Here is a 19182-nt window from a genome sequence, read left to right as displayed (position 1 = left end):
CTCAAACGCCGGCGAGGCTAGATATAGCCTCGCCGGCGTTTGAGGCGCGGGGGTCTGGGGGCGGAGCCCCCAGGGAACGGGCGAAGGGCGGGTAGGGGACCTGCCCCGCGCAGCGGCACGCCCACCCGCACCCGGCGCCCCGTACAGCCCCGGCCAGGGCAACGGCACCGCGGGAAAGGGGATGTCTCCCGATCACCGTAAGCGCGTACGGGCGCCGCCGCGCCGGGGAGTACGCCGGAAGGCCGGAACGGGGTTCCGTTCCGGCCTTCCGGGCATGCGTGCGTGCGTCCGCGTGTCAGTCGGACAGGCCCGCGAGGTCGCGCAGCCGGCGGGCCTGGGCGGCGCGCTCGGCGGTGCGCTGGTCGTCGTACGTACGGGACGGGGCCGCGCGCAGCAGCGCCTTGGTCTCGATGACGGCGTCGCGGGGCGGGGCGAGCAGGGCGGTGGTGAGGTCCTGGACGGCGGCGTCGAGCTCGTCGGCCGGGACGACCAGGTTGGCGAGGCCCACCCGCTCGGCCTCCTCGGCGTGCACGAAGCGGCCCGTCGCGCAGATCTCCAGCGCGCGGGCGTAGCCGACCAGGGCGGTCAGCGGCTGGGTGCCGGCCAGGTCGGGGACCAGGCCCAGGCTGGTCTCGCGCATGGCGAACTGGACGTCGTCGGCGACGACGCGCAGGTCGCAGGCGAGCGCGAGCTGGAAGCCGGCGCCGATCGCGTGCCCCTGTACGGCGGCGATGGAGACGATGTCATTGCGTCGCCACCAGGTGAAGGCCTCCTGGTACTCGGCGATGGTGGAGTCGAGCAGTTCGTCGGAACCGCGTGCCAGATCGAGGAAGGACGGCTCGCCGTCGAAGCCCTCGGGGGTGAAGGCCTGCCGGTCGAGTCCGGCGGAGAAGGACTTGCCCTCGCCGCGCAGCACGACGACCCGGACGGTGCCGGGCAGCGACCGTCCGGCCTCCGCCAACGCCCGCCAGAGCGCGGGGGATTGGGCGTTTCGCTTGGCCGGATTGGTCAGTGTCACCGTGGCGACCGTGTCGTCGATGGTGAGCCGTACGCCATCCTTGTCGAGCAGAGCCATCTGGTGCCTCCGGTGTGCAGTCTCGGCCGCTTGCTCGGCCTAAGTGACTGCACAGTAACCACCCAGTCGACCACGGGGCCGACCGGGGGTCACCGAAAGTACCGTGCGTGGAACGGGACGGAACCGACAGCATGGATCAGACAGCATGAAAGAGAACGGAGCTGTCGGGCGGTCTCCGGGACCGGCCCCGGCCTGAGGGCCAGGGTCAGGCCGCAGCCGCCTTCTTGCCGCGCGTCGCGCCACCGCGACCACGCAGCGTGACTCCGGACTCGCTGAGCATCCGGTGGACGAATCCGTAGGACCGGCCGGTCTCTTCGGCCAGCGCCCGGATACTCGCACCGGAGTCGTACTTCTTCTTCAGGTCTGCCGCGAGCTTGTCGCGCGCGGCGCCGGTCACCCGGCTGCCCTTCTTCAGAGTCTCGGCCACCCGTGCCTCCTCGTGGGAAGTGCGCTCTGGACTTCTCATGATCACCCCTCCCCGGCTTCCTGGCCACCCATTCAGCAAGGTCGGTGCGACGGCATTTCCCGGCCCGTGGACACCCGAGCAGAACGGAATCTCCTCTTCCGGCACATGACCTCCGTCACATTTCTCCGGTGCCGAAGGGAATCGCCAGGTCAGGGGCCGGAAACGGAAGAAGGCCGGCCCCGGTCGCGCGTCCGGGAGGGACGCGGCCGGGGCCGATGTACAGGGCGCGGGGGTACGAGACCGTCTCACTCAGATGATGGATCACGTCTGGGCCGAATGATCCATAAGGAACTGGATCAACCCCGCGGGGCCGCCGGGCGGGGCCCGGCGGCGGGGTCAGGCGAGGGCGACGAGGTCCCGGTAGTCCGGGCCCCACAGGTCCTCGACCCCGTCCGGGAGCAGGATGATCCGCTCCGGCTCCAGGGCCTCCACGGCGCCCTCGTCGTGCGTGACGAGGATGACCGCGCCCTTGTAGGTGCGCAGCGCGCCGAGGATCTCCTCGCGGCTGGCCGGGTCGAGGTTGTTGGTGGGCTCGTCGAGGAGCAGCACGTTGGCCGAGGAGACGACCAGGGTGGCCAGCGCCAGACGGGTCTTCTCGCCGCCGGAGAGCACGCCCGCGGGCTTGTCCACGTCGTCGCCGGAGAACAGGAAGGAGCCGAGCGTCTTGCGCACCTCGACCAGGTCCAGGTCGGGCGCGGAGGAGCGCATGTTCTCCAGGACCGTGCGGTCCGGGTCGAGCGTCTCGTGCTCCTGGGCGTAGTAGCCGAGCTTGAGGCCGTGACCGGGGACGACGGAGCCGGTGTCGGGCTTCTCGGTGCCCGACAGCAGGCGCAGCAGGGTGGTCTTGCCGGCGCCGTTGAGGCCGAGGATGACCACGCGGGAGCCCTTGTCGATGGCCAGGTCGACGTCGGTGAAGATCTCCAGCGAGCCGTAGGACTTCGACAGGCCCTCGGCGGTCAGCGGGGTCTTGCCGCAGGGCGCCGGCTCCGGGAAGCGCAGCTTGGCGACCTTGTCGGAGGCGCGGACCGCCTCCAGGCCGGAGAGCAGCCGTTCGGCGCGCTTGGCCATGTTCTGGGCGGCGACGGTCTTGGTGGCCTTGGCGCGCATCTTGTCGGCCTGCGAGTTCAGCGCCGCGGCCTTCTTCTCGGCGTTCTGGCGCTCGCGCTTGCGGCGCTTCTCGTCGGCCTCGCGCTGCTGCTGGTAGAGCTTCCAGCCCATGTTGTAGACGTCGATCTGGGACCGGTTGGCGTCGAGGTAGAAGACCTTGTTGACCACCGTCTCGACGAGGTCGACGTCGTGGGAGATCACGATGAAGCCGCCGCGGTAGTTCTTCAGGTAGTCGCGGAGCCAGACGATCGAGTCGGCGTCGAGGTGGTTGGTGGGCTCGTCGAGGAGCAGGGTGTCGGCGTCCGAGAAGAGGATCCGGGCGAGCTCGACGCGGCGGCGCTGACCGCCGGAGAGGGTGTGCAGCGGCTGGCCGAGGACCCGGTCGGGGAGGCTGAGGGCGGCCGAGATGGTCGCGGCCTCGGACTCGGCGGCGTAGCCGCCCTTGGTCAGGAACTCGGTCTCCTGGCGCTCGTACTGCTTGAGGGCCTTGTCGCGGGTGGCGCCGGAGCCGGTGGCGATGCGCTCCTCGTTGGCGCGCATCTTCTTGATCAGTACGTCGAGCCCGCGCGCGGAGAGGATCCGGTCGCGGGCGAGTACGTCGAGGTCACCGGTGCGCGGGTCCTGCGGGAGGTAGCCGACCTCACCGGACCGGGTGATGGTGCCGCCGGCGGGCTGGCCCTCCCCCGCGAGGCACTTGGTGAGGGTGGTCTTGCCCGCTCCGTTGCGGCCGACGAGCCCGATGCGGTCGCCCTTGGCGACGCGGAAGGACGCGTTCTCGATGAGGATGCGGGCGCCGGCGCGCAGCTCGATGCCGGTGGCGGTGATCACGGAAATACTCCAGGGCGGTGGGGACGGCGGAAGTGGGGGCAGGACGCGCGTTGCTTCGACGCCGCTAATCCGCGAGGAGATTTGCCATGGGATTCATTCTACCGGGGGTGCGCAACCGCTTTTCGGGGCCTCCCGTCGCCCGTTCGGCGTACGGGCGACGCCGGGCCGCCCGTACGCGTATCAGGATGAAGGGGTTGACACTCGCCGGAAGGGCGGCAGGCGGCCCCTCCGGTCTCACCGATACGGGCGGTGCGGGATGCAGTTCGACGACGACGCCAATCTGGACACCTCCGAGGTCAAGGACGTGCGCGGCAGCCGTGTCCCGGGTGGGAGGGCCACCATCGGCGGGGGCATCGCCGGCCTGATCGCGCTGGTGCTGGGGCTGCTCTTCGGGGTGGGCCCGGATCAGCTGGGCCTGTCGGACGGCACCCCCGAGCCGGCCGCGACCTCCTCCTCGGCGGCGCAGGTGCAGCAGTCCTGCAAGACCGGCCGGGACGCGAACGCGCGCGAGGACTGCCGGCTGGTGGCGGTGGTCAACAGCACCCAGGACTTCTGGAGCCAGGAGTTCGCCAAGCGCGGCGGCGCCTACCGTCCGGCGTCGACGGTGTTCTTCACCGGCCGGGTGAACACCGCCTGCGGGGCGGCCACCTCGGCGGTCGGCCCCTTCTACTGCCCGGCCGACCGGCAGGTCTACCTCGACCTGGGCTTCTTCAACGAGCTGCGGACGAAGTTCGGCGCGAGCGGCGGCCCCTTCGCCCAGGCCTACGTGGTGGCCCACGAGTACGGGCACCACATCCAGAACCTGACCGGAACCCTCCAGCGGGCCCAGGACGGGCGCCAGGGCGCGAACAGCAACGCGGTGAAGGTCGAGCTCCAGGCCGACTGCTACGCGGGGGTGTGGGCGCACAACGCGACGCGGACCCCGGACGAGTCCACGGGGCGGCCGCTGATCACCAGCCTCACCGACCAGGACATCCGGGACGGGCTGGACGCGGCGGCGGCCGTCGGCGACGACCGGATCCAGGAGAAGTTCCAGGGCCGGGTCACCCCGGAGTCCTGGACCCACGGCTCGGCCGAGCAGCGTCAGCAGTGGTTCTACCAGGGCTACCGCACCGGCGACATGGCCCAGTGCAACACCTTCCGGTGACCGCCGCCGACGCCTGCCATGCTGTGACACGGGTCACTTGGGCCATCGTCACAAGAGGGAGTGATCGTCATGGCAGGCGTTCCGTCCATCTACCCCGCACTGCTCTACCGCGACGCGAAGGCGGCGATCCAGCAGCTCACGGAGGCGTTCGGCTTCACCCAGGTCGCGGTCTACGAGGGTGACGACGGCTCCGTCATGCACGCGGAGCTGGCGTACGGGAACGGCGCGGTGATGCTGGGCAGCAAGGGGCGCGGCGGGGTCTTCGACAAGGTCATGGAGACGGCGGGCCCGGCCGGGGTGTACGTCGTGGTCGACGACGTGGACGCGCACCACCGGCGGGCGGCCGAGCACGGCGTGGAGATCCTGATGGAGCCCACCGACCAGGACTACGGGTCCCGGGACTACATGGCCCGGGACACCGAGGGCAACATCTGGAGCTTCGGTACCTACACGCCCTCCCTCTGAGGCCGGGGGTCAGCCGCCGCCGGTGTGGACCTGGAAGGCGGCCCGGCGGACCGCCTTGGCGAGGGCCGGGTCGGGGTGCGCGGCGGCCAGGGCGACCAGCACCTGCACGGTGCGGGGGTGGCCGACGGCGCGGACCTCGTCCAGCAGCCGGGGGACGGTGGTGCGCACGGCGGAGTCCAGGTGCCGGGCGAGCAGGTCGGCCTCGCCGTGGTCGGCGATGGCGGCGGCCGTGTCCACCCACAGCCAGGTCGACTCCTCGGGGGTGAGCACGTCCTGGGCCTCGTCGGGGTCGACCCCGTCGTGCTCGGCGAGCCAGAGCAGGGCGTACGGCCGCAGCGCGGGCTCGCGCAGGGCCGCGCGCACCTCGCGCTCGGCGGGCGCCCCGACCACCCGCAGGGCCTCGAAGGCCAGGCCGCGCAGCAGGGCGTCCTCGCCCCGGGCCGCGTGCAGCAGCTCGCTGACGGCGTGGCCGACGGGCCGGGCGGCGAGCCAGGCCTGGTACTCGGCGCGGGCCGGTCCCGGGGTGAGCCGGGCGCAGCCGTGCAGCATGGCGGCGGCGGACTGCTCGATGTTGCCGGCCGGGCTCTGGGCGGCCACGCAGATCTGCTCCAGCTTCACCCACACGGCCCAGCTGCCGAGGGGGGTGAGGGTGGCCATGGCGGGGCCGAGGGTGACGGCGTCCACGGCGGCGAGTCCGCCCAGGGCCCAGCGCAGCAGCCGGGCGAGCGGGAGCGGCCGGGGTTCGGCCGCGGCGGTGGAGCCGGCGGCGGGCTCGGGGCCGTAGGGGACCTCGCAGCGCTCGTCGCGGAGCTCGGTGACCCGCTGGCCGAGCAGGTCCAGCAGGTCGGGGACGGTCACCGGACCGGCGGAGAGCTGGAGCAGCGACAGCAGCTGCGGCATGGCCTCGACCACTTCGGCGACGGCCGAGGGGGCGATGTCCGCGGGGGCCGGGTGGACGAGCGACCAGGCGTCGAAGAGGGCGACCCAGCCGCGCAGCACGGCGGTGTCGTCGCGGTCCCAGGCGCGCAGCCGCCAGCCGGGGCGGGCGTGTCCGCCGTGCACCTCGACGAGGCCGGAGAGGCGGGCGCGGTCCCAGCCGACGCGGATCTGCCCGTGCGTCAGGCCCAGCTCCGCGGCGGCCCGTTCGACGTCGACGGCGGGCAGTGCGCCCGAGGGCGCCGGGCGGCCGCCGTCGCCCGCGCCGAGGTTCAGCTCGGCCCAGCGGGCCAGCCGTACCGCGTCGGCGAGCGAGGCGCGGGCGCGGTTCGCCAGGTCCGCCGTGGCGGGGGTGCCCGCCGGGGGCCGGGTGGCCGGCCGGGGCCGCCGGTCGGTCACCGCCTTGCGCGCCGTGGCGACGGAGCGCTGGGAGACGAGTCGGAGTCTGGAGTCGCGAGCCAACTGCTCATCAGGCTTTCGGGACGTCACGGAAGCAGTCTCGCCCGTCACTGGCCGAAAGCCCAAACGGAACGGGTCATTTCCACAGGTCACGGGGTGGATGAACCGGGAGGAATCCCCCACCGCGTCCCGTCCGCCACAGGCCCTTCACTCGGGCGCCACATCACACGTCACATGAGAGGGACCAGGAAGCGCCGCAGCGCCTCCTCGTAGCGCAGCGGGTCGGCGTTCCACATCGCCCCGTGCCCGGCGTCCATCACGGTGTGCAGGGTGACCAGGTCGGGCCGGGCCGCGGCCAGCCGGCGGGCGGGATCCCAGGGGGCGATCGTGTCGGCCGGCCCGTGGAAGACCAGGACGGGCACCCGCAGCGCGCCCGGGTCCGCTCCCGGCGGGCGGTGGTCGGCGCGCAGCCCGGCGCGGCCCTCGGCGGCCCGGACGGCGAGCGGGAGCAGCGGGGCCGGGGTGCCGCGGGCGGCGGCCAGGGCGCGCAGGGTGGTGTGCCAGTCCAGCACCGGCGAGTCCAGCACCAGTCCGGAGATCCGGCCGGCCAGGGCGGAGCGCTCCAGGGCGCGCAGGGCCATGGTGGCCCCGGTGGACCAGCCGTAGAGGACCACGCGCCGGGCCCCGTAGCGCACGGCGTAGCGGATGGCGGCGTCCAGGTCCCGCCACTCCGACTCGCCGAGGTGGCCCAGGCCGTCCGGGGGTGCGGGGGCTCCGATGTCGCCCCGGTAGGCGAGGTCGAGCACCGGGAGGCGGTGGCGGTGCAGGAAGGGCATGACCGTCATCGGGTGCTCCCGGCCGGTGCCGAGGCCGTGGACGGTGATCACCCAGGTGCCCCGGGCGCCGGGCAGGAACCAGGCCGGGAGCGGGCCGAGCTCGCCGGGGACGTCCACGTCGGCGTGGTCCAGCCCGAGGGCGGAGCGCGGGTTGCCCCGGTGCACCTGGGGGGTGAGGGCGACCCGGGTGCCCGGGGTCAGGCTGCCGTGGCTCACCGCGAGCAGGCGGCGCACGACGGTGTCCGGGTCGTGCGGGACGTCGGTGAGGACGGAGCCGGCCACCGCGTGCACGCCGGGGGCCTCCAGGGCGTGCACCCCGGGGCGCAGGGAGGCCAGCGAGCGGGTGAGGACCACCCGGCCCCCTTCGGCGGAGTGGACGCTCAGGCGTGGGCCGCCGGGCAGCGGGCGGCCCGGTTCGGGCCGCAGGGCCGCGTCGGCGGCGTACCGGCCGGCCGCGACCGCGGCCGCTCCGGCGCCGATCAGGGTCGTGGTGACGGCCGCTGCCGTCGCTGTGGCGGTACGCACCGTTCCAGTCTCGGCGCACGGGTCCGGAGGGGCCACCGGAGGAGATCGTTCCCCCGGAGCGCGGGGGTGGGGGCCGAGCGGCGGACGAGGGGCTTCCGATCGGAGTGATCTACCTCTCTTTCGGGAGTCCGGAGCGGGCGTCCGCAAGCCGGTGAACCTCTCCGGAAGGGTCCGTTCACCCGGCTTTGACGTGCATGAATGGGGATGGCTACGGCAGAATCAGGACGAATGACCCGATCGTGTGGCGCGTGGGGACACCGTGCCGCCCGTGTCAGTTCATCTTCCGTTCACCCAGGTTGCCTACGGTCGCCGAGCCACTGACGCCAAACAGAAGCCTGGGTAAATGGAGCACATAACGCTTCTCCTCGGGATCGTGATCATCACCGCTCTCGTGTTCGACTTCACGAACGGTTTCCACGACACAGCCAACGCGATGGCCACCACCATCTCGACCGGCGCCCTCAAGCCCAAGACGGCGGTGGCCATGTCCGCCGTGCTCAACCTCGTCGGCGCGTTCATGTCCGTGGAGGTCGCCAAGACGATCTCCAAGGGCCTGGTCAACGAGGAGGGCATTCAGCCGGAGGTGATCTACGCCGCCCTGGTCGGCGCGATCCTCTGGAACCTCGTCACCTGGCTGGTCGGCCTGCCCTCCAGCTCCTCGCACGCCCTGATGGGCGGCCTGGTCGGTGCCGCCGTCGCCTCCGCCGGCCTCGGTGCCGTCAACGGCGACACGCTCGTCACCAAGGTGCTGCTCCCCGCGGTCGCCGCGCCGATCGTGGCCGGTGTGGCCGCGATGCTGGCCACGAAGATCACGTACAAGCTGAACGGCAAGGTCGGCGAGAAGACCTCCGCCAAGGGCTACCGGGCCGGCCAGATCGCCTCCGCCGGTCTCGTCTCCCTCGCGCACGGCACCAACGACGCTCAGAAGACGATGGGCATCATCACCCTGGCCCTGGTCGCCGGCGGCGCGCTCGCGCCCGGCTCCAACCCGCCGGTCTGGGTCATCGTCTCCGCCGGTCTGGCCATCGCCATGGGCACCTACCTCGGCGGTTGGCGCATCATCCGCACCATGGGCTCCGGCCTGACCGACCTGCAGCCGCAGCAGGGCTTCGCCGCCCAGACCTCGGCCGCCAGCGTCATCCTGGCCTCCTCCAACCTCGGCTTCTCCCTCTCCACCACGCACGCCTGCTCCGGCGCCGTCATGGGCGCGGGCCTGGGCCGCAAGGGCGGAGTGGTCCGCTGGTCCACCGCCACCCGCATGTTCGTCGCGTGGGGCCTGACCCTGCCGGCCGCCGCCCTGGTCGCCTCCGGCGCCGAGCTGGTCATGCGCACCGGTGACATCGGCGTCGTCGCCGTCACCGTCTTCCTGGTCGGCTCCTGCGTCGCCATCTGGCTGATCTCCCGCCGCCAGGTCGTCGACCACACCAACGTCAACGAGACCGGCACCGCCGCCTCCACCGAGGCCGAGGAGCCCGGCGTGGTCACCACCGCCATGGCCGCCGTCGCCGTCCCGCCGCTCGCGGGCACCACCGCCGCGGTCACCGACGAGGACCTCAAGGCCACCATCCCGGCCGCCACGGCCGGCCCGGCCTCCCCGACGACCCCCACGGCCCCGGCCGCGGCGGTCTGACCCCGAGAACGACAGAGGAAACGGCAGTATGAAGATCGACTGGGCAGCACTCGGCTCCGTCTTCGGGGTCAGCCTCTCCGCCACCGTCACCCTCGTGGCCCTCTTCACCCTGGGCCTGGTGGGCCTCTCCAAGCACGAGGCCGCCACCGAGCAGGGCGGGACCGCGACCCTGGCCCGCAGCGGCGCCTACGCCTGCTTCGCGCTCTGCGCCGCGGCCGTGACCTACGGCATCTACCTGATCGTCAGCTGACACCGCCGCACCGCGTACGACGGCTCCCTCCGGGATTCCCCGGAGGGAGCTTTCGCGTACCCGCGCCCCTTCTCCGCCCTCCGTCCCACCAGGTCAACGGCAAGTTGACGGGCGTTCGCGGGGCGTGGTGGACTGCCCGAGCCATTACGGCGGCATGGAGAGGAAGTCCGGTGCGAATCCGGCGCGGTCCCGCCACTGTCACCGGGGAGCACACACCGTGCGTGCGCCCCGGGAGCCAGGAACTCTCGCCGCCGGACACGTCGAACCAGGGCGCGGACCCTGAGTGAGGACATACCTGCCACCATGCGTGCCGACCGCGTCTTCGCGTACGGCGCCACGGCGGGGCTGATCGGCGACCGGATCCTCGGGGATCCCCGCCGGGGGCACCCCGTGGCCGCCTTCGGACGAGCCGCCGCCGCCGTCGAGGGCGCCCTGTGGCGCGACGACCGCGCCCGGGGCCTCCTGCACACCGCCGTCTGCGCGGGCGGCGCCGCCGCCGTCGGCGCGCTGGGCGCGCGCGCCGTGCGCTCCCGGCCCGCGGCCGCCCGCATCGCCCTGACCGCCGCGGCCACCTGGGCCGTGGTCGGCGGCACCTCTCTCGGCCGGGAGGCCCGCGCCATCGGCGGGGCCCTCGCAGCCGGCGACGCCGAGGTCGCCCGGGAGCGGCTCCCGCACCTGTGCGGGCGCGACCCCCAGGCACTGGACGAGCAGCAGATGGCGCGGGCCGTCGTGGAGTCCGTCGCCGAGAACACCTCCGACGCGGTCGTCGGGGCCTTGGTGTGGGGCGCCGTCGCCGGCGTCCCCGGGCTGCTGGCCTTCCGCGCCGTGAACACCCTCGACGCGATGGTGGGCCACAAGTCGCCGCGCTACCTGCGCTACGGCTGGGCCTCCGCCCGCCTCGACGACCTGGCCGGCTGGCCCGGGGCCCGGCTGACGGCCCTCGCCGCCGTGGCCGCCGGCCCCGACCGGCGGGGAGCCGTACGGGCCTGGCGCGCCGACGCCGCCGCCCACCCCAGCCCCAACGCCGGCCCGGTCGAGGCCTCCTTCGCCGGCGCGCTCGGCGTCCGGCTGGGCGGGACCCTGTCCTACGGGGGGCGCGTCGAGCACCGGGCCGTGCTGAACGGCGAACGGGGGCGGCCCGTGGAGGTCGCCGACATCGAACGGGCGGTGCGGCTGTCGCGGCGGGTGACCTGGCTGGCGCTGGGCACCTGCGTGGCGGCGCGGGCGCTGGTCGCAGGAGTACGGAGGGGACGCACATGAGCGGCACCAGGCGCGGCGGCGGACTGCTGGTCGCGGGGACCACGTCCGACGCGGGCAAGAGCGTGGTCACGGCGGGCATCTGCCGCTGGCTGGCCCGGCAGGGCGTGAAGGTCGCCCCGTTCAAGGCCCAGAACATGTCGCTGAACTCGTTCGTGACGCGCGAGGGCGCCGAGATCGGCCGCGCCCAGGCCATGCAGGCCCAGGCCGCCCGGGTGGAGCCGACCGCGCTGATGAACCCCGTGCTGCTCAAGCCGGGCAGCGACCGCAGCAGCCAGGTGGTGCTGCTGGGCAAGCCGGTCGGCGAGATGAGCGCCCGCGGCTACCACGGCGGCCGCCAGGAACAGCTCCTCGGCATCGTCACGGACTGCCTGGAGCAGCTGCGGGGCACGTATGACGCCGTGATCTGCGAAGGGGCCGGCAGCCCGGCCGAGATCAACCTGCGCCGGACCGACATCGTGAACATGGGCATCGCGCGGGCCGCGCGGTTCCCGGTGGTCGTGGTCGGCGACATCGACCGGGGCGGGGTCTTCGCCTCCTTCTTCGGGACCACGGCCCTGCTGTCCCCCGAGGACCAGTCGCTGATCGCCGGGTACATGGTCAACAAGTTCCGCGGCGACGTGTCCCTGCTGGAACCCGGCATGGAGATGCTGCGCGGCCTGACCGGGCGTGCCACGTACGGGGTGCTGCCCTTCCAGCACGGGCTGGGCATCGACGAGGAGGACGGCCTGCGGGTCTCCCTCCGGGGCGCGGTGCGCGAGTCCGTCGTCGCCCCGCCGGTCGGCGAGGACGTACTGCGGGTCGCGGTGTGCGCGGTGCCGCTCATGTCGAACTTCACCGACGTCGACGCGCTGGCGGCCGAGCCGGGCGTGGTCGTGCGGTTCGTGGACCGGGCCGAGGAACTGGCCGACGCCGACCTGGTCGTCGTACCGGGCACGCGCGGCACGGTGAAGGCGCTGGAATGGCTCCGGGAGCGGGGCCTCGCCGACGCGCTGGCGCGGCGCGCCGCAGAGGGCCGGCCGGTGCTGGGCATCTGCGGCGGCTTCCAGGCGCTGGGCGAGCACATCGACGACGAGGTCGAGTCGAAGGCCGGCTCGGTCGCGGGGCTCGCACTGCTGCCGGTGCGGGTGCGGTTCGCGGTGGAGAAGACCCTGGCCCGGCCGGTGGGCACCGCCCTGGGCGAGGAGGTCTCCGGCTACGAGATCCACCACGGGGTGGCCGAGGTACTGGGCGGCGAGCCCTTCCTGGACGGCTGCCGGGTCGGATCGGTCTGGGGCACCCACTGGCACGGCTCGCTGGAGTCCGACGGCTTCCGCCGGGCGTTCCTCCGCGAGGTGGCCGCCGCTGCGGGCCGTCGCTTCGTCCCGGCGCCGGACACGTCGTTCGCCTCCCTGCGGGAGGAGCAGCTGGACCTGCTGGGCGATCTGATCGAGGAACACGCCGACACCGATGCGCTGCTCCGCCTGATCGAGTCCGGGGCCCCGGCCGGCCTCCCCTTCCTCCCCCCGGGCGCACCGTGAGGGGGCCGGCCCTTCGGGCGGCCGTCCCCGCACCGGCGGGGACCATCAGGAGTGGGCACCGCATGAGCACGCCCCACCCCGGGTCGTCCCCGCGCGAGCAGGGACCTCTCGGAAACCCATGCAGGACCGGACCGCGTTGGCGTGTTCGTCGACACAAGCCACTCGAAGGAGTGACCCTCTCATGAGCAGCGTCCCGTTCCCCTTCTCGGCCGTTGTCGGGCAGGACAACCTACGGCTGGCGCTCCTGCTCAACGCCGTGAGCCCGGCGGTCGGCGGCGTGCTCGTGCGCGGCGAGAAGGGGACCGCCAAGTCCACCGCCGTGCGCGCGCTGTCCGCGCTGCTGCCGCAGGTGGACGTCGTCCCCGGCTGCCGGTTCTCGTGCGCGCCGACGGCGCCCGACCCGGCCTGCCCGGACGGGCCGCACGAGCCCGGCACCGGCACCGACCGCCCCGCGCGCATGGTCGAGCTGCCCGTCGGCGCCTCCGAGGACCGCCTCGTCGGCGCCCTCGACATCGAACGCGCCCTCGCCGAGGGCGTGAAGGCCTTCGAGCCCGGTCTGCTCGCCGACGCGCACCGCGGGATCCTGTACGTCGACGAGGTCAACCTGCTCCACGACCACCTCATCGACCTCCTCCTCGACGCCGCCGCCATGGGCGCCTCGTACGTGGAGCGCGAGGGCGTCTCCGTGCGGCACGCGGCCCGCTTCCTCCTCGTCGGCACCATGAACCCCGAAGAGGGCGAGCTGCGCCCGCAGCTGCTGGACCGGTTCGGGCTGACCGTCGAGGTCGCGGCCTCCCGGGAACCCGAGCAGCGCGTCGAGGTGGTGCGCCGCCGGCTCGCGTACGAGGACGACCCCGCGGGCTTCGCCGCCCGCTGGGCCGGGGACGAGAGCGAGGTGCGGGCGCGGGTCGTGGCCGCGCGGGCGCTGCTCCCGCAGGTCCGGCTCGGGGACACCGCGCTGCTGCAGATCGCCGCCACCTGCGCCGGGTTCGAGGTCGACGGCATGCGCGCCGACATCGTGATGGCCCGCACCGCGACCGCGCTGGCCGCCTGGGCCGGGCGGACCTCCGTGCTCAAGGAGGACGTCCGGCAGGCCGCCCTGCTGGCCCTCCCCCACCGGCGCCGGCGCAACCCGTTCGACGCGCCCGGCCTGGACGAGGACAAGCTCGACGAGATCCTGAACGGCTTCCCCGACGAGGAGCCCGAGCCGGAGCCGGAGCCCGAGGGCCCCGACGACGGCGGTGACGGCGGCGGCCCCGACGGGGACGGCGGCGGGGTGCCCCCGCAGGGCGGCGGGCCCGAGACCGGGCACGCGCCCGAGGAGACCGCCGCACCGGAGGACGCCGCCCCCGAGCCGCAGCCCTCCGCCCCGCAGGGCGGGGCCGGCCCGGCCGAGCAGGCCGCCGTGGGGGCCGCCGAGCCGTTCCGGACCAAGATGCTGAGCGTGCCCGGCCTCGGCGAGGGCGCGGCCGGCCGGCGTTCGCGCGCCCGTACCGCGCACGGCCGCACCACCGGCGCCCAGCGCCCCCGGGGCCAGCTGACGAAGCTGCACCTGGCGGCCACCGTGCACGCCGCCGCCCCGCACCAGAAGGCCCGCGGCCGCTCCGGTCGCGGCCTCGTCGTGCGCCGGGACGACCTGCGCCAGGCCACCCGGGAGGGCCGCGAGGGCAACCTCGTGCTGTTCTGCGTCGACGCCTCGGGCTCGATGGCCGCCCGGCAGCGGATGGGTGCCGTCAAGGGCGCCGTGCTCTCGCTGCTCCTGGACGCCTACCAGCGCCGGGACAAGGTCGGCCTGATCACCTTCCGCGGCGCGGACGCCGAACTGGCGCTGCCGCCCACCTCCTCGGTGGACGCGGCCGCCGCCCGGCTGGAGAAGCTGCCCACCGGCGGCCGCACCCCCCTCGGCCCGGGCCTGCTCAAGGCCCACGAGGTGCTGCGGATCGAGCGGCTGCGGGACCCCTCGCGCCGCCCGCTGCTCGTCGTCGTCACCGACGGGCGGGCCACCTCGGCCGGGGCCGTCGGCGGTGACCCGCGCGAGCTGTCGGGGCGCAGCGCCCGCCTGCTGGCCGCCGAGGGGATCGCCTCGGTGGTCGTGGACTGCGAGTCCGGGCCGGTCCGGCTGGGCCTGGCCGGGGCGCTCGCCGCCGACCTGGGCGCGCCCGCCGTGACCCTGGACGGGCTGCGGGCCGACTCGCTGGCCGGGCTCGTGAAGAACGTACGTACCGCAGTGACCCGTGAAACCCCCAGGAGGGCCGCGTAATGCCGCAGGGACAGCCGACCGTCGTTCCCGACGACGGGCTCACGACGCGCCAACGCCGCAACCGTCCGCTCGTCTTCGTGCACACCGGCCCGGGCAAGGGCAAGTCGACGGCCGCGTTCGGCCTGGCGCTGCGCGCCTGGAACCAGGGCTGGCCGATCGGGGTGTTCCAGTTCGTCAAGTCGGCGAAGTGGAAGGTCGGCGAGGAGAACGCGCTGAAGGTGCTGGGCGCCTCCGGCGAGGGCGGTTCCGTCGTCTGGCACAAGATGGGCGAGGGCTGGTCCTGGGTCCAGCGGGACGCGCAGCTCGACAACGAGCAGGCCGCCAAGGAGGGCTGGGAGCAGGTCAAGCGCGACCTGGCCGCCGAGACGCACCGGCTGTACGTGCTCGACGAGTTCGCGTACCCGATGCACTGGGGCTGGATCGACGTGGACGAGGTGATCGAGGTGCTGCGCAACCGCCCCGGCACCCAGCACGTGGTCATCACGGGCCGCAACGCCCCGGAGAAGCTCGTGGAGTTCGCGGACCTGGTCACCGAGATGACCAAGGTCAAGCACCCCATGGACGCCGGCCAGAAGGGCCAGAAGGGCATCGAGTGGTGACGTCCGTGAACGTGCCACGGCTGGTCATCGCCGCGCCGTCCTCCGGCAGCGGCAAGACCACCGTGGCGACGGGCCTGATGGCGGCCTTCGCGGAGCGCGGCCTCGCCGTGTCCCCGCACAAGGCCGGGCCCGACTACATCGACCCCGGCTACCACGCGCTGGCCACGGGCCGGCCGGGCCGGAACCTGGACGCCTTCATGTGCGGGCCCGAGCTGGTCGGCCCGCTGTTCGCGCACGGCTCCGCCGGGTGCGACCTCGCCGTGGTCGAGGGCGTGATGGGGCTGTACGACGGGGCCGCGGGGCGGGGCGAGCTGGCCTCGACGGCGCAGGTGGCGAAGCTGCTGCGGGCACCGGTGGTGCTCGTCGTGGACGCCTCCTCGCAGTCGCGTTCGGTGGCGGCGCTGGTGCACGGCTTCGCCTCGTTCGACCCGCAGGTCCGGCTCGGCGGGGTGATCCTCAACAAGGTGGGCTCCGACCGGCACGAGGTGATGCTCCGGGAGGCGCTGGAGGAGGCCGGGATGCCGGTCCTCGGCGTCATGCGGCGGGTCCCGCAGGTGGCGACGCCGTCCCGGCACCTGGGCCTGGTACCGGTGGCGGAGCGGCGGGCCGACGCGGTCGCCGCGGTGGCGGCGCTGGCCGAGCAGGTACGGGCCGGCTGCGACCTGGACGCCCTGATGGCGCTGGCCCGGACGGCGCCGCCGCTGGACTGCGCGGCGTGGTCTCCCGAGGAGGCCGTCTCCGCCCTCGCGGGACCGCGTCCCGTCGTCGCCGTCGCGGGCGGAGCGGCGTTCACGTTCTCGTACGCCGAGCACGCGGAACTGCTGACGGCCGCCGGGGCGGAGGTGGTCCCCTTCGACCCCCTCCACGACGAGGTGCTCCCCGAGGGGGCGAGCGGGCTCGTGATAGGCGGCGGGTTCCCCGAGGTGTACGCCCCGGAGCTGTCTGCGAACGAGCCGCTGCGCAAGGCCGTCGCGGACTTCGCGGCGTCCGGCGGGCCGGTGGCCGCCGAGTGCGCCGGGCTGCTGTACCTGGCGCGCTCCCTCGACGGGAAGCCGATGTGCGGGGTGCTCGACGCCGATGCCCGGATGTCGGAGCGGCTCACCCTCGGCTACCGCGAGGCGGTCGCGGTGTCGGACAGCTCGCTCGCCGCCGCGGGAACGCGGCTGCGGGGCCACGAGTTCCACCGGACGGTGGTCGAGCCGGGTGCCGGAGCGGCGCCCGCGTGGGGGTTCACGCACCCCGAACGCCGCGTCGAGGGCTTCGTACGGCAGGGCGTGCACGCCAGCTACCTGCACACCCACTGGGCGGCGCAGCCCTCGGTCGCCCGGCGCTTCGCGGAAGCCGCGGCAGCGCACCGGTGACCGGCCTCCCCGGCCGGGGGTCAGTCCGCGAGGCCGACCACGAGCCAGATCCCGGCCACCCCGCCCACCGTGCACATCAGCGTGGACAGGGCGGGGTGTTCGTGGTGCGCCTCGGGGAGGATCTCGGCGGCCGCCAGGTACAGCAGGACGCCGCCGAAGAACCCGAGGTACGCCCCGAGGGGTTCCTCCGGAAGGGTGAACAGCAGGGTGGACGCGGCGCCGACGACCGGGGCCACCGCGTCCGCGAAGAGCATCAGCAGGGCCTTGCGGCGGGCGTTCCCGTAGAGGCGGGTGAGCGTGTACGTGTTGAACCCGTCGGCGAAGTCGTGGGTGATGACGGCCAGTGCCACGGCCACGCCCATGCCCTCGCCGACCTGGAAGGCAGCGCCGAGGGCCACTCCGTCGGCGAGGCTGTGACCGACCATCGCGGCGGCCGCGGTCAGGCCGACCTGCGGGACGCGTCCGCCGTTGCCGCCGTGCCCGTCATCGCCTCCGTTGCCGCCGTCGTCCGCGGCGCCGTGCGCGGCCTGGCGTACGGCGAGCAGGCGCTCCACCACGTGGGCCACCAGGAAGCCGCCCACGAAGAGCAGCAGGGCCAGCGGGACGCCGAACACCTCCCGGCCGGCGGCGTGCAGGGCCTCCGGGAGCAGGTCGAGGCCGACCACGCCGAGCATCAGCCCGCCGGCCAGGCCGAGCACCAGGTGGCGGCGGTCGGTGACGCGTTGCGCCGTCCAGCCGCCCGCCAGCGTCATGAGGAACGCGCCCAAAGCAACGATCACCGCCATGTGCCCCTGAATACCGACTGGCGGCCCGGGGCGCACTTCCGCGCGCGGGTGGCGGGCGGCAGCGTGTTGACGAAGAGAGACGGACGAAGGACGGAGGAGGGATCCCGGTGGGCGAGTACGTGACGCGGCTGGTGGTCGGTGTCGGCGGGCGGGCGGGGGTCTCCGTCGAGGAGGTCTGCGCGCTGGTCGAGGAGACGCTGCGGGGTGCCGGGCTGGACACCGCGGCGGTGACGGCGCTGGCCACGGTGGAGTCGAAGACCGGGGAACCGGGGATCACGGGCGCGGCGGAACGTTTCGGCGTGCCCCTGGTCGGCTACCCCGCCGAGCGGCTCGCGCTCATCCCCGTCCCGCACCCCTCGACCGCCGTACGGGACGCCGCCGGCACCGCCTCGGTGGCCGAGGCCGCGGCCCTGGCGGGCGGCGGGGAACTCCTCGTACCCAAGCGGCGCTCGGTCGCGGCGACCTGCGCGGTGGCCACCGCCGAGGAGCACGACCTGCGCCACCACGGCGACGCGGAGGTGGCCGACGCGGGCGGCACGCTGGTCGACCTCGCGGTGAACGTACGCTCCGACACGCCGCCCCAGTGGCTCAAGGACCGGATCGCGGCCAGCCTCGGCGACCTCGCGGCCTACCCCGACGGACGGGCGGCGCGCGCGGCGGTGGCGGCCCGGCACGGGCTCCCCGTCGAACGGGTGCTGCTGACCGCCGGGGCCGCCGAGGCGTTCGTCCTCATCGCGCGGGCCCTGGGCGCCGTACGGCCGGTCGTGGTGCACCCCCAGTTCACCGAGCCCGAAGCGGCCCTGCGGGACGCCGGGCACCGGGTGGAGCGGGTCCTGCTGCGGCCCGAGGACGGCTTCCGGCTGGACCCGGCGGCCGTGCCCGAGGACGCCGACCTGGTGGTGGTCGGCAACCCCACCAACCCGACCTCGGTCCTGCACCCGGCGGGCGTCCTCGCCGCACTGGCCCGGCCCGGACGGACCCTGGTGGTCGACGAGGCCTTCATGGACGCCGTCCCGGGCGAGCGGGAGGCCCTGGCCGGCCGGATGGACGTCCCCGGGCTCATCGTCCTGCGCAGCCTGACGAAGACCTGGGGGCTGGCGGGGCTGCGCATCGGGTACGTCCTCGCCGAACCGGAGGTCATCGCGGAACTGGCCGCCGCACAGCCCCTGTGGCCCGTGTCGACCCCGGCCCTCGTCGCGGCGGAGGCCTGCGTCTCCCCCGCGGCGCTGGCGGAGGCGGAGGCCGCCGCCCGGCGCATCGCCCTGGACCGGGAGCACCTGCTGGCGGGGCTCGCGGAGTTCGAGGAGGTCCGGGTGTCGGGGGTGGCCGAAGGCCCGTTCGTCCTGGTCCGCATCCCGGGCGCGGCAGAGGTACGCACCCGCCTGCGCGCCCTCGGCTTCGCGGTGCGCCGCGGCGACACCTTCCCGGGCCTGGACCCCGACTGGCTCCGCCTGGCAGTCCGCGACCGCACCACCACGGGCCGCCTCCTCCAGGCCCTGGACCACGCATTGGCGCTGGCGGGGCGGTAGGGGGCCCGGCTCCCGGCGCGGGCCCGCCATCTCCCCCTCGACCCCCGTCGGCCGGGCGGCGGCTGCCCACCCGCCTCCCACGGTGCGGGTGGGTGGCCGCGGAGAGCGGGATCCCCTCGGGCGGTCTCAGGGAGGGTTGGGGGCTTCCCGTCAGTCCCATCGTCCTTCCGGTTCGTGCCGGCCTGTCAAGGGCGCTCCCTTCGGTCG

The 19182-nt window shown here is 74.3% G+C and carries 16 protein-coding genes and 1 riboswitch; of the genes, 10 read left to right on the top strand and 6 right to left on the bottom strand.

The annotated features are described in order from the left end of the window. Positions 1-295: 295 nt before the first annotated feature. From ACIPW5_RS39335 to ACIPW5_RS39325, 3 genes are all read right to left on the bottom strand, one after another. Positions 296-1075 carry an enoyl-CoA hydratase/isomerase family protein gene (locus tag ACIPW5_RS39335; RefSeq protein WP_401256165.1) on the bottom strand — a complete coding sequence of 260 codons (780 nt, stop codon included), beginning with the start codon at positions 1073-1075 and terminating at the stop codon, positions 296-298. A gap of 205 nt (positions 1076-1280) precedes the next feature. Further along, positions 1281-1502, bottom strand: a complete 222-nt coding sequence (locus ACIPW5_RS39330; RefSeq protein ID WP_007263382.1) for a helix-turn-helix domain-containing protein — start codon at positions 1500-1502, stop codon at positions 1281-1283. Between the two features lie 375 nt (positions 1503-1877). Next, positions 1878-3476, bottom strand: coding sequence for an ABC-F family ATP-binding cassette domain-containing protein (locus ACIPW5_RS39325; protein ID WP_401256163.1), 1599 nt, complete (start codon positions 3474-3476; stop codon positions 1878-1880). A gap of 256 nt (positions 3477-3732) precedes the next feature. Here ACIPW5_RS39325 and ACIPW5_RS39320 point away from each other — a divergent pair, with 256 nt between their 5' ends. Continuing rightward, on the top strand, positions 3733-4623 hold the full coding sequence (locus ACIPW5_RS39320) for a neutral zinc metallopeptidase (RefSeq protein ID WP_401256160.1): 891 nt from the start codon (positions 3733-3735) through the stop codon (positions 4621-4623). A gap of 69 nt (positions 4624-4692) precedes the next feature. Further along, positions 4693-5088: a VOC family protein gene (locus ACIPW5_RS39315; protein WP_401256157.1), complete on the top strand. Its 396-nt coding sequence runs from the start codon at positions 4693-4695 to the stop codon at positions 5086-5088. A 9-nt stretch (positions 5089-5097) separates the two neighbouring features. On the opposite strand, the gene ACIPW5_RS39310 is transcribed toward ACIPW5_RS39315, so the two are convergent. After that, the gene (locus ACIPW5_RS39310) at positions 5098-6513 is read right to left on the bottom strand and encodes a hypothetical protein (protein ID WP_401256154.1); all 1416 of its coding nucleotides are present in this window, start codon (positions 6511-6513) and stop codon (positions 5098-5100) included. Between the two features lie 140 nt (positions 6514-6653). Beyond that, entirely contained in the window at positions 6654-7784 is a 1131-nt protein-coding gene (locus ACIPW5_RS39305) for an alpha/beta hydrolase family protein (protein WP_401256152.1), read from the bottom strand. A gap of 343 nt (positions 7785-8127) precedes the next feature. On the opposite strand from ACIPW5_RS39305, the gene ACIPW5_RS39300 reads away from it, so the two are divergent. From ACIPW5_RS39300 to ACIPW5_RS39270, 7 genes are all read left to right on the top strand, one after another. Continuing rightward, entirely contained in the window at positions 8128-9414 is a 1287-nt protein-coding gene (locus ACIPW5_RS39300) for an anion permease (protein WP_401256149.1), read from the top strand. A gap of 28 nt (positions 9415-9442) precedes the next feature. Continuing rightward, a complete protein-coding gene (locus ACIPW5_RS39295) occupies positions 9443-9664 on the top strand; it encodes a hypothetical protein (RefSeq protein WP_401256146.1) in 222 nt (73 codons plus the stop codon). A gap of 158 nt (positions 9665-9822) precedes the next feature. Then, a riboswitch (cobalamin riboswitch) is annotated at positions 9823-9909 on the top strand. A gap of 58 nt (positions 9910-9967) precedes the next feature. Continuing rightward, entirely contained in the window at positions 9968-10924 is a 957-nt protein-coding gene (locus tag ACIPW5_RS39290; protein ID WP_401256143.1) for a cobalamin biosynthesis protein, read from the top strand. Next, positions 10921-12441 (top strand): cobyric acid synthase, encoded by a 1521-nt coding sequence (locus tag ACIPW5_RS39285; RefSeq protein ID WP_401256140.1) that lies wholly within the window; start codon positions 10921-10923, stop codon positions 12439-12441. The genes ACIPW5_RS39290 and ACIPW5_RS39285 overlap by 4 nt, the downstream gene beginning before the upstream one ends. A 181-nt stretch (positions 12442-12622) precedes the next feature. After that, complete coding sequence (locus tag ACIPW5_RS39280; protein ID WP_401256138.1) at positions 12623-14701, top strand: putative cobaltochelatase; 2079 nt, start codon at positions 12623-12625, stop codon at positions 14699-14701. After that, on the top strand, positions 14701-15300 hold the full coding sequence (cobO, locus tag ACIPW5_RS39275) for a cob(I)yrinic acid a,c-diamide adenosyltransferase (protein ID WP_352212342.1): 600 nt from the start codon (positions 14701-14703) through the stop codon (positions 15298-15300). Before ACIPW5_RS39280 ends, cobO begins: the two co-directional genes overlap by 1 nt. 5 nt (positions 15301-15305) lie before the next feature. Beyond that, positions 15306-16661 carry a cobyrinate a,c-diamide synthase gene (locus ACIPW5_RS39270; RefSeq protein ID WP_401256134.1) on the top strand — a complete coding sequence of 452 codons (1356 nt, stop codon included), beginning with the start codon at positions 15306-15308 and terminating at the stop codon, positions 16659-16661. Positions 16662-16681: 20 nt separating this feature from the next. On the opposite strand, the gene ACIPW5_RS39265 is transcribed toward ACIPW5_RS39270, so the two are convergent. After that, the gene (locus tag ACIPW5_RS39265) at positions 16682-17446 is read right to left on the bottom strand and encodes a ZIP family metal transporter (protein ID WP_401256131.1); all 765 of its coding nucleotides are present in this window, start codon (positions 17444-17446) and stop codon (positions 16682-16684) included. Positions 17447-17553: 107 nt separating this feature from the next. Between ACIPW5_RS39265 and cobC the strand changes: the two genes are divergently transcribed. Then, positions 17554-18975 (top strand): Rv2231c family pyridoxal phosphate-dependent protein CobC, encoded by a 1422-nt coding sequence (gene cobC / locus ACIPW5_RS39260; RefSeq protein WP_401256129.1) that lies wholly within the window; start codon positions 17554-17556, stop codon positions 18973-18975. The last annotated feature ends 207 nt before the right edge of the window (positions 18976-19182 follow it).

The organism is Streptomyces sp. NPDC090077, from assembly GCF_044747545.1.
In the GTDB taxonomy this organism is placed as follows: domain Bacteria; phylum Actinomycetota; class Actinomycetes; order Streptomycetales; family Streptomycetaceae; genus Streptomyces.
The sequence above is the reverse complement of the archived record's forward strand: the minus strand, read 5'-3'. Positions and strand labels throughout refer to the sequence as shown.

Coding starts and splice junctions, on each gene's coding strand:
- ACIPW5_RS39320 (WP_401256160.1), top strand. CDS start 3,733: ATGCAGTTCGACGACGACGCCAATCTGGACACCTCCGAGGTCAAGGAC.
- ACIPW5_RS39280 (WP_401256138.1), top strand. CDS start 12,623: ATGAGCAGCGTCCCGTTCCCCTTCTCGGCCGTTGTCGGGCAGGACAAC.
- ACIPW5_RS39290 (WP_401256143.1), top strand. CDS start 9,968: ATGCGTGCCGACCGCGTCTTCGCGTACGGCGCCACGGCGGGGCTGATC.
- ACIPW5_RS39295 (WP_401256146.1), top strand. CDS start 9,443: ATGAAGATCGACTGGGCAGCACTCGGCTCCGTCTTCGGGGTCAGCCTC.
- ACIPW5_RS39315 (WP_401256157.1), top strand. CDS start 4,693: ATGGCAGGCGTTCCGTCCATCTACCCCGCACTGCTCTACCGCGACGCG.
- ACIPW5_RS39300 (WP_401256149.1), top strand. CDS start 8,128: ATGGAGCACATAACGCTTCTCCTCGGGATCGTGATCATCACCGCTCTC.
- ACIPW5_RS39265 (WP_401256131.1), bottom strand. CDS start 17,446: ATGGCGGTGATCGTTGCTTTGGGCGCGTTCCTCATGACGCTGGCGGGC.
- ACIPW5_RS39335 (WP_401256165.1), bottom strand. CDS start 1,075: ATGGCTCTGCTCGACAAGGATGGCGTACGGCTCACCATCGACGACACG.
- cobO (WP_352212342.1), top strand. CDS start 14,701: ATGCCGCAGGGACAGCCGACCGTCGTTCCCGACGACGGGCTCACGACG.
- ACIPW5_RS39285 (WP_401256140.1), top strand. CDS start 10,921: ATGAGCGGCACCAGGCGCGGCGGCGGACTGCTGGTCGCGGGGACCACG.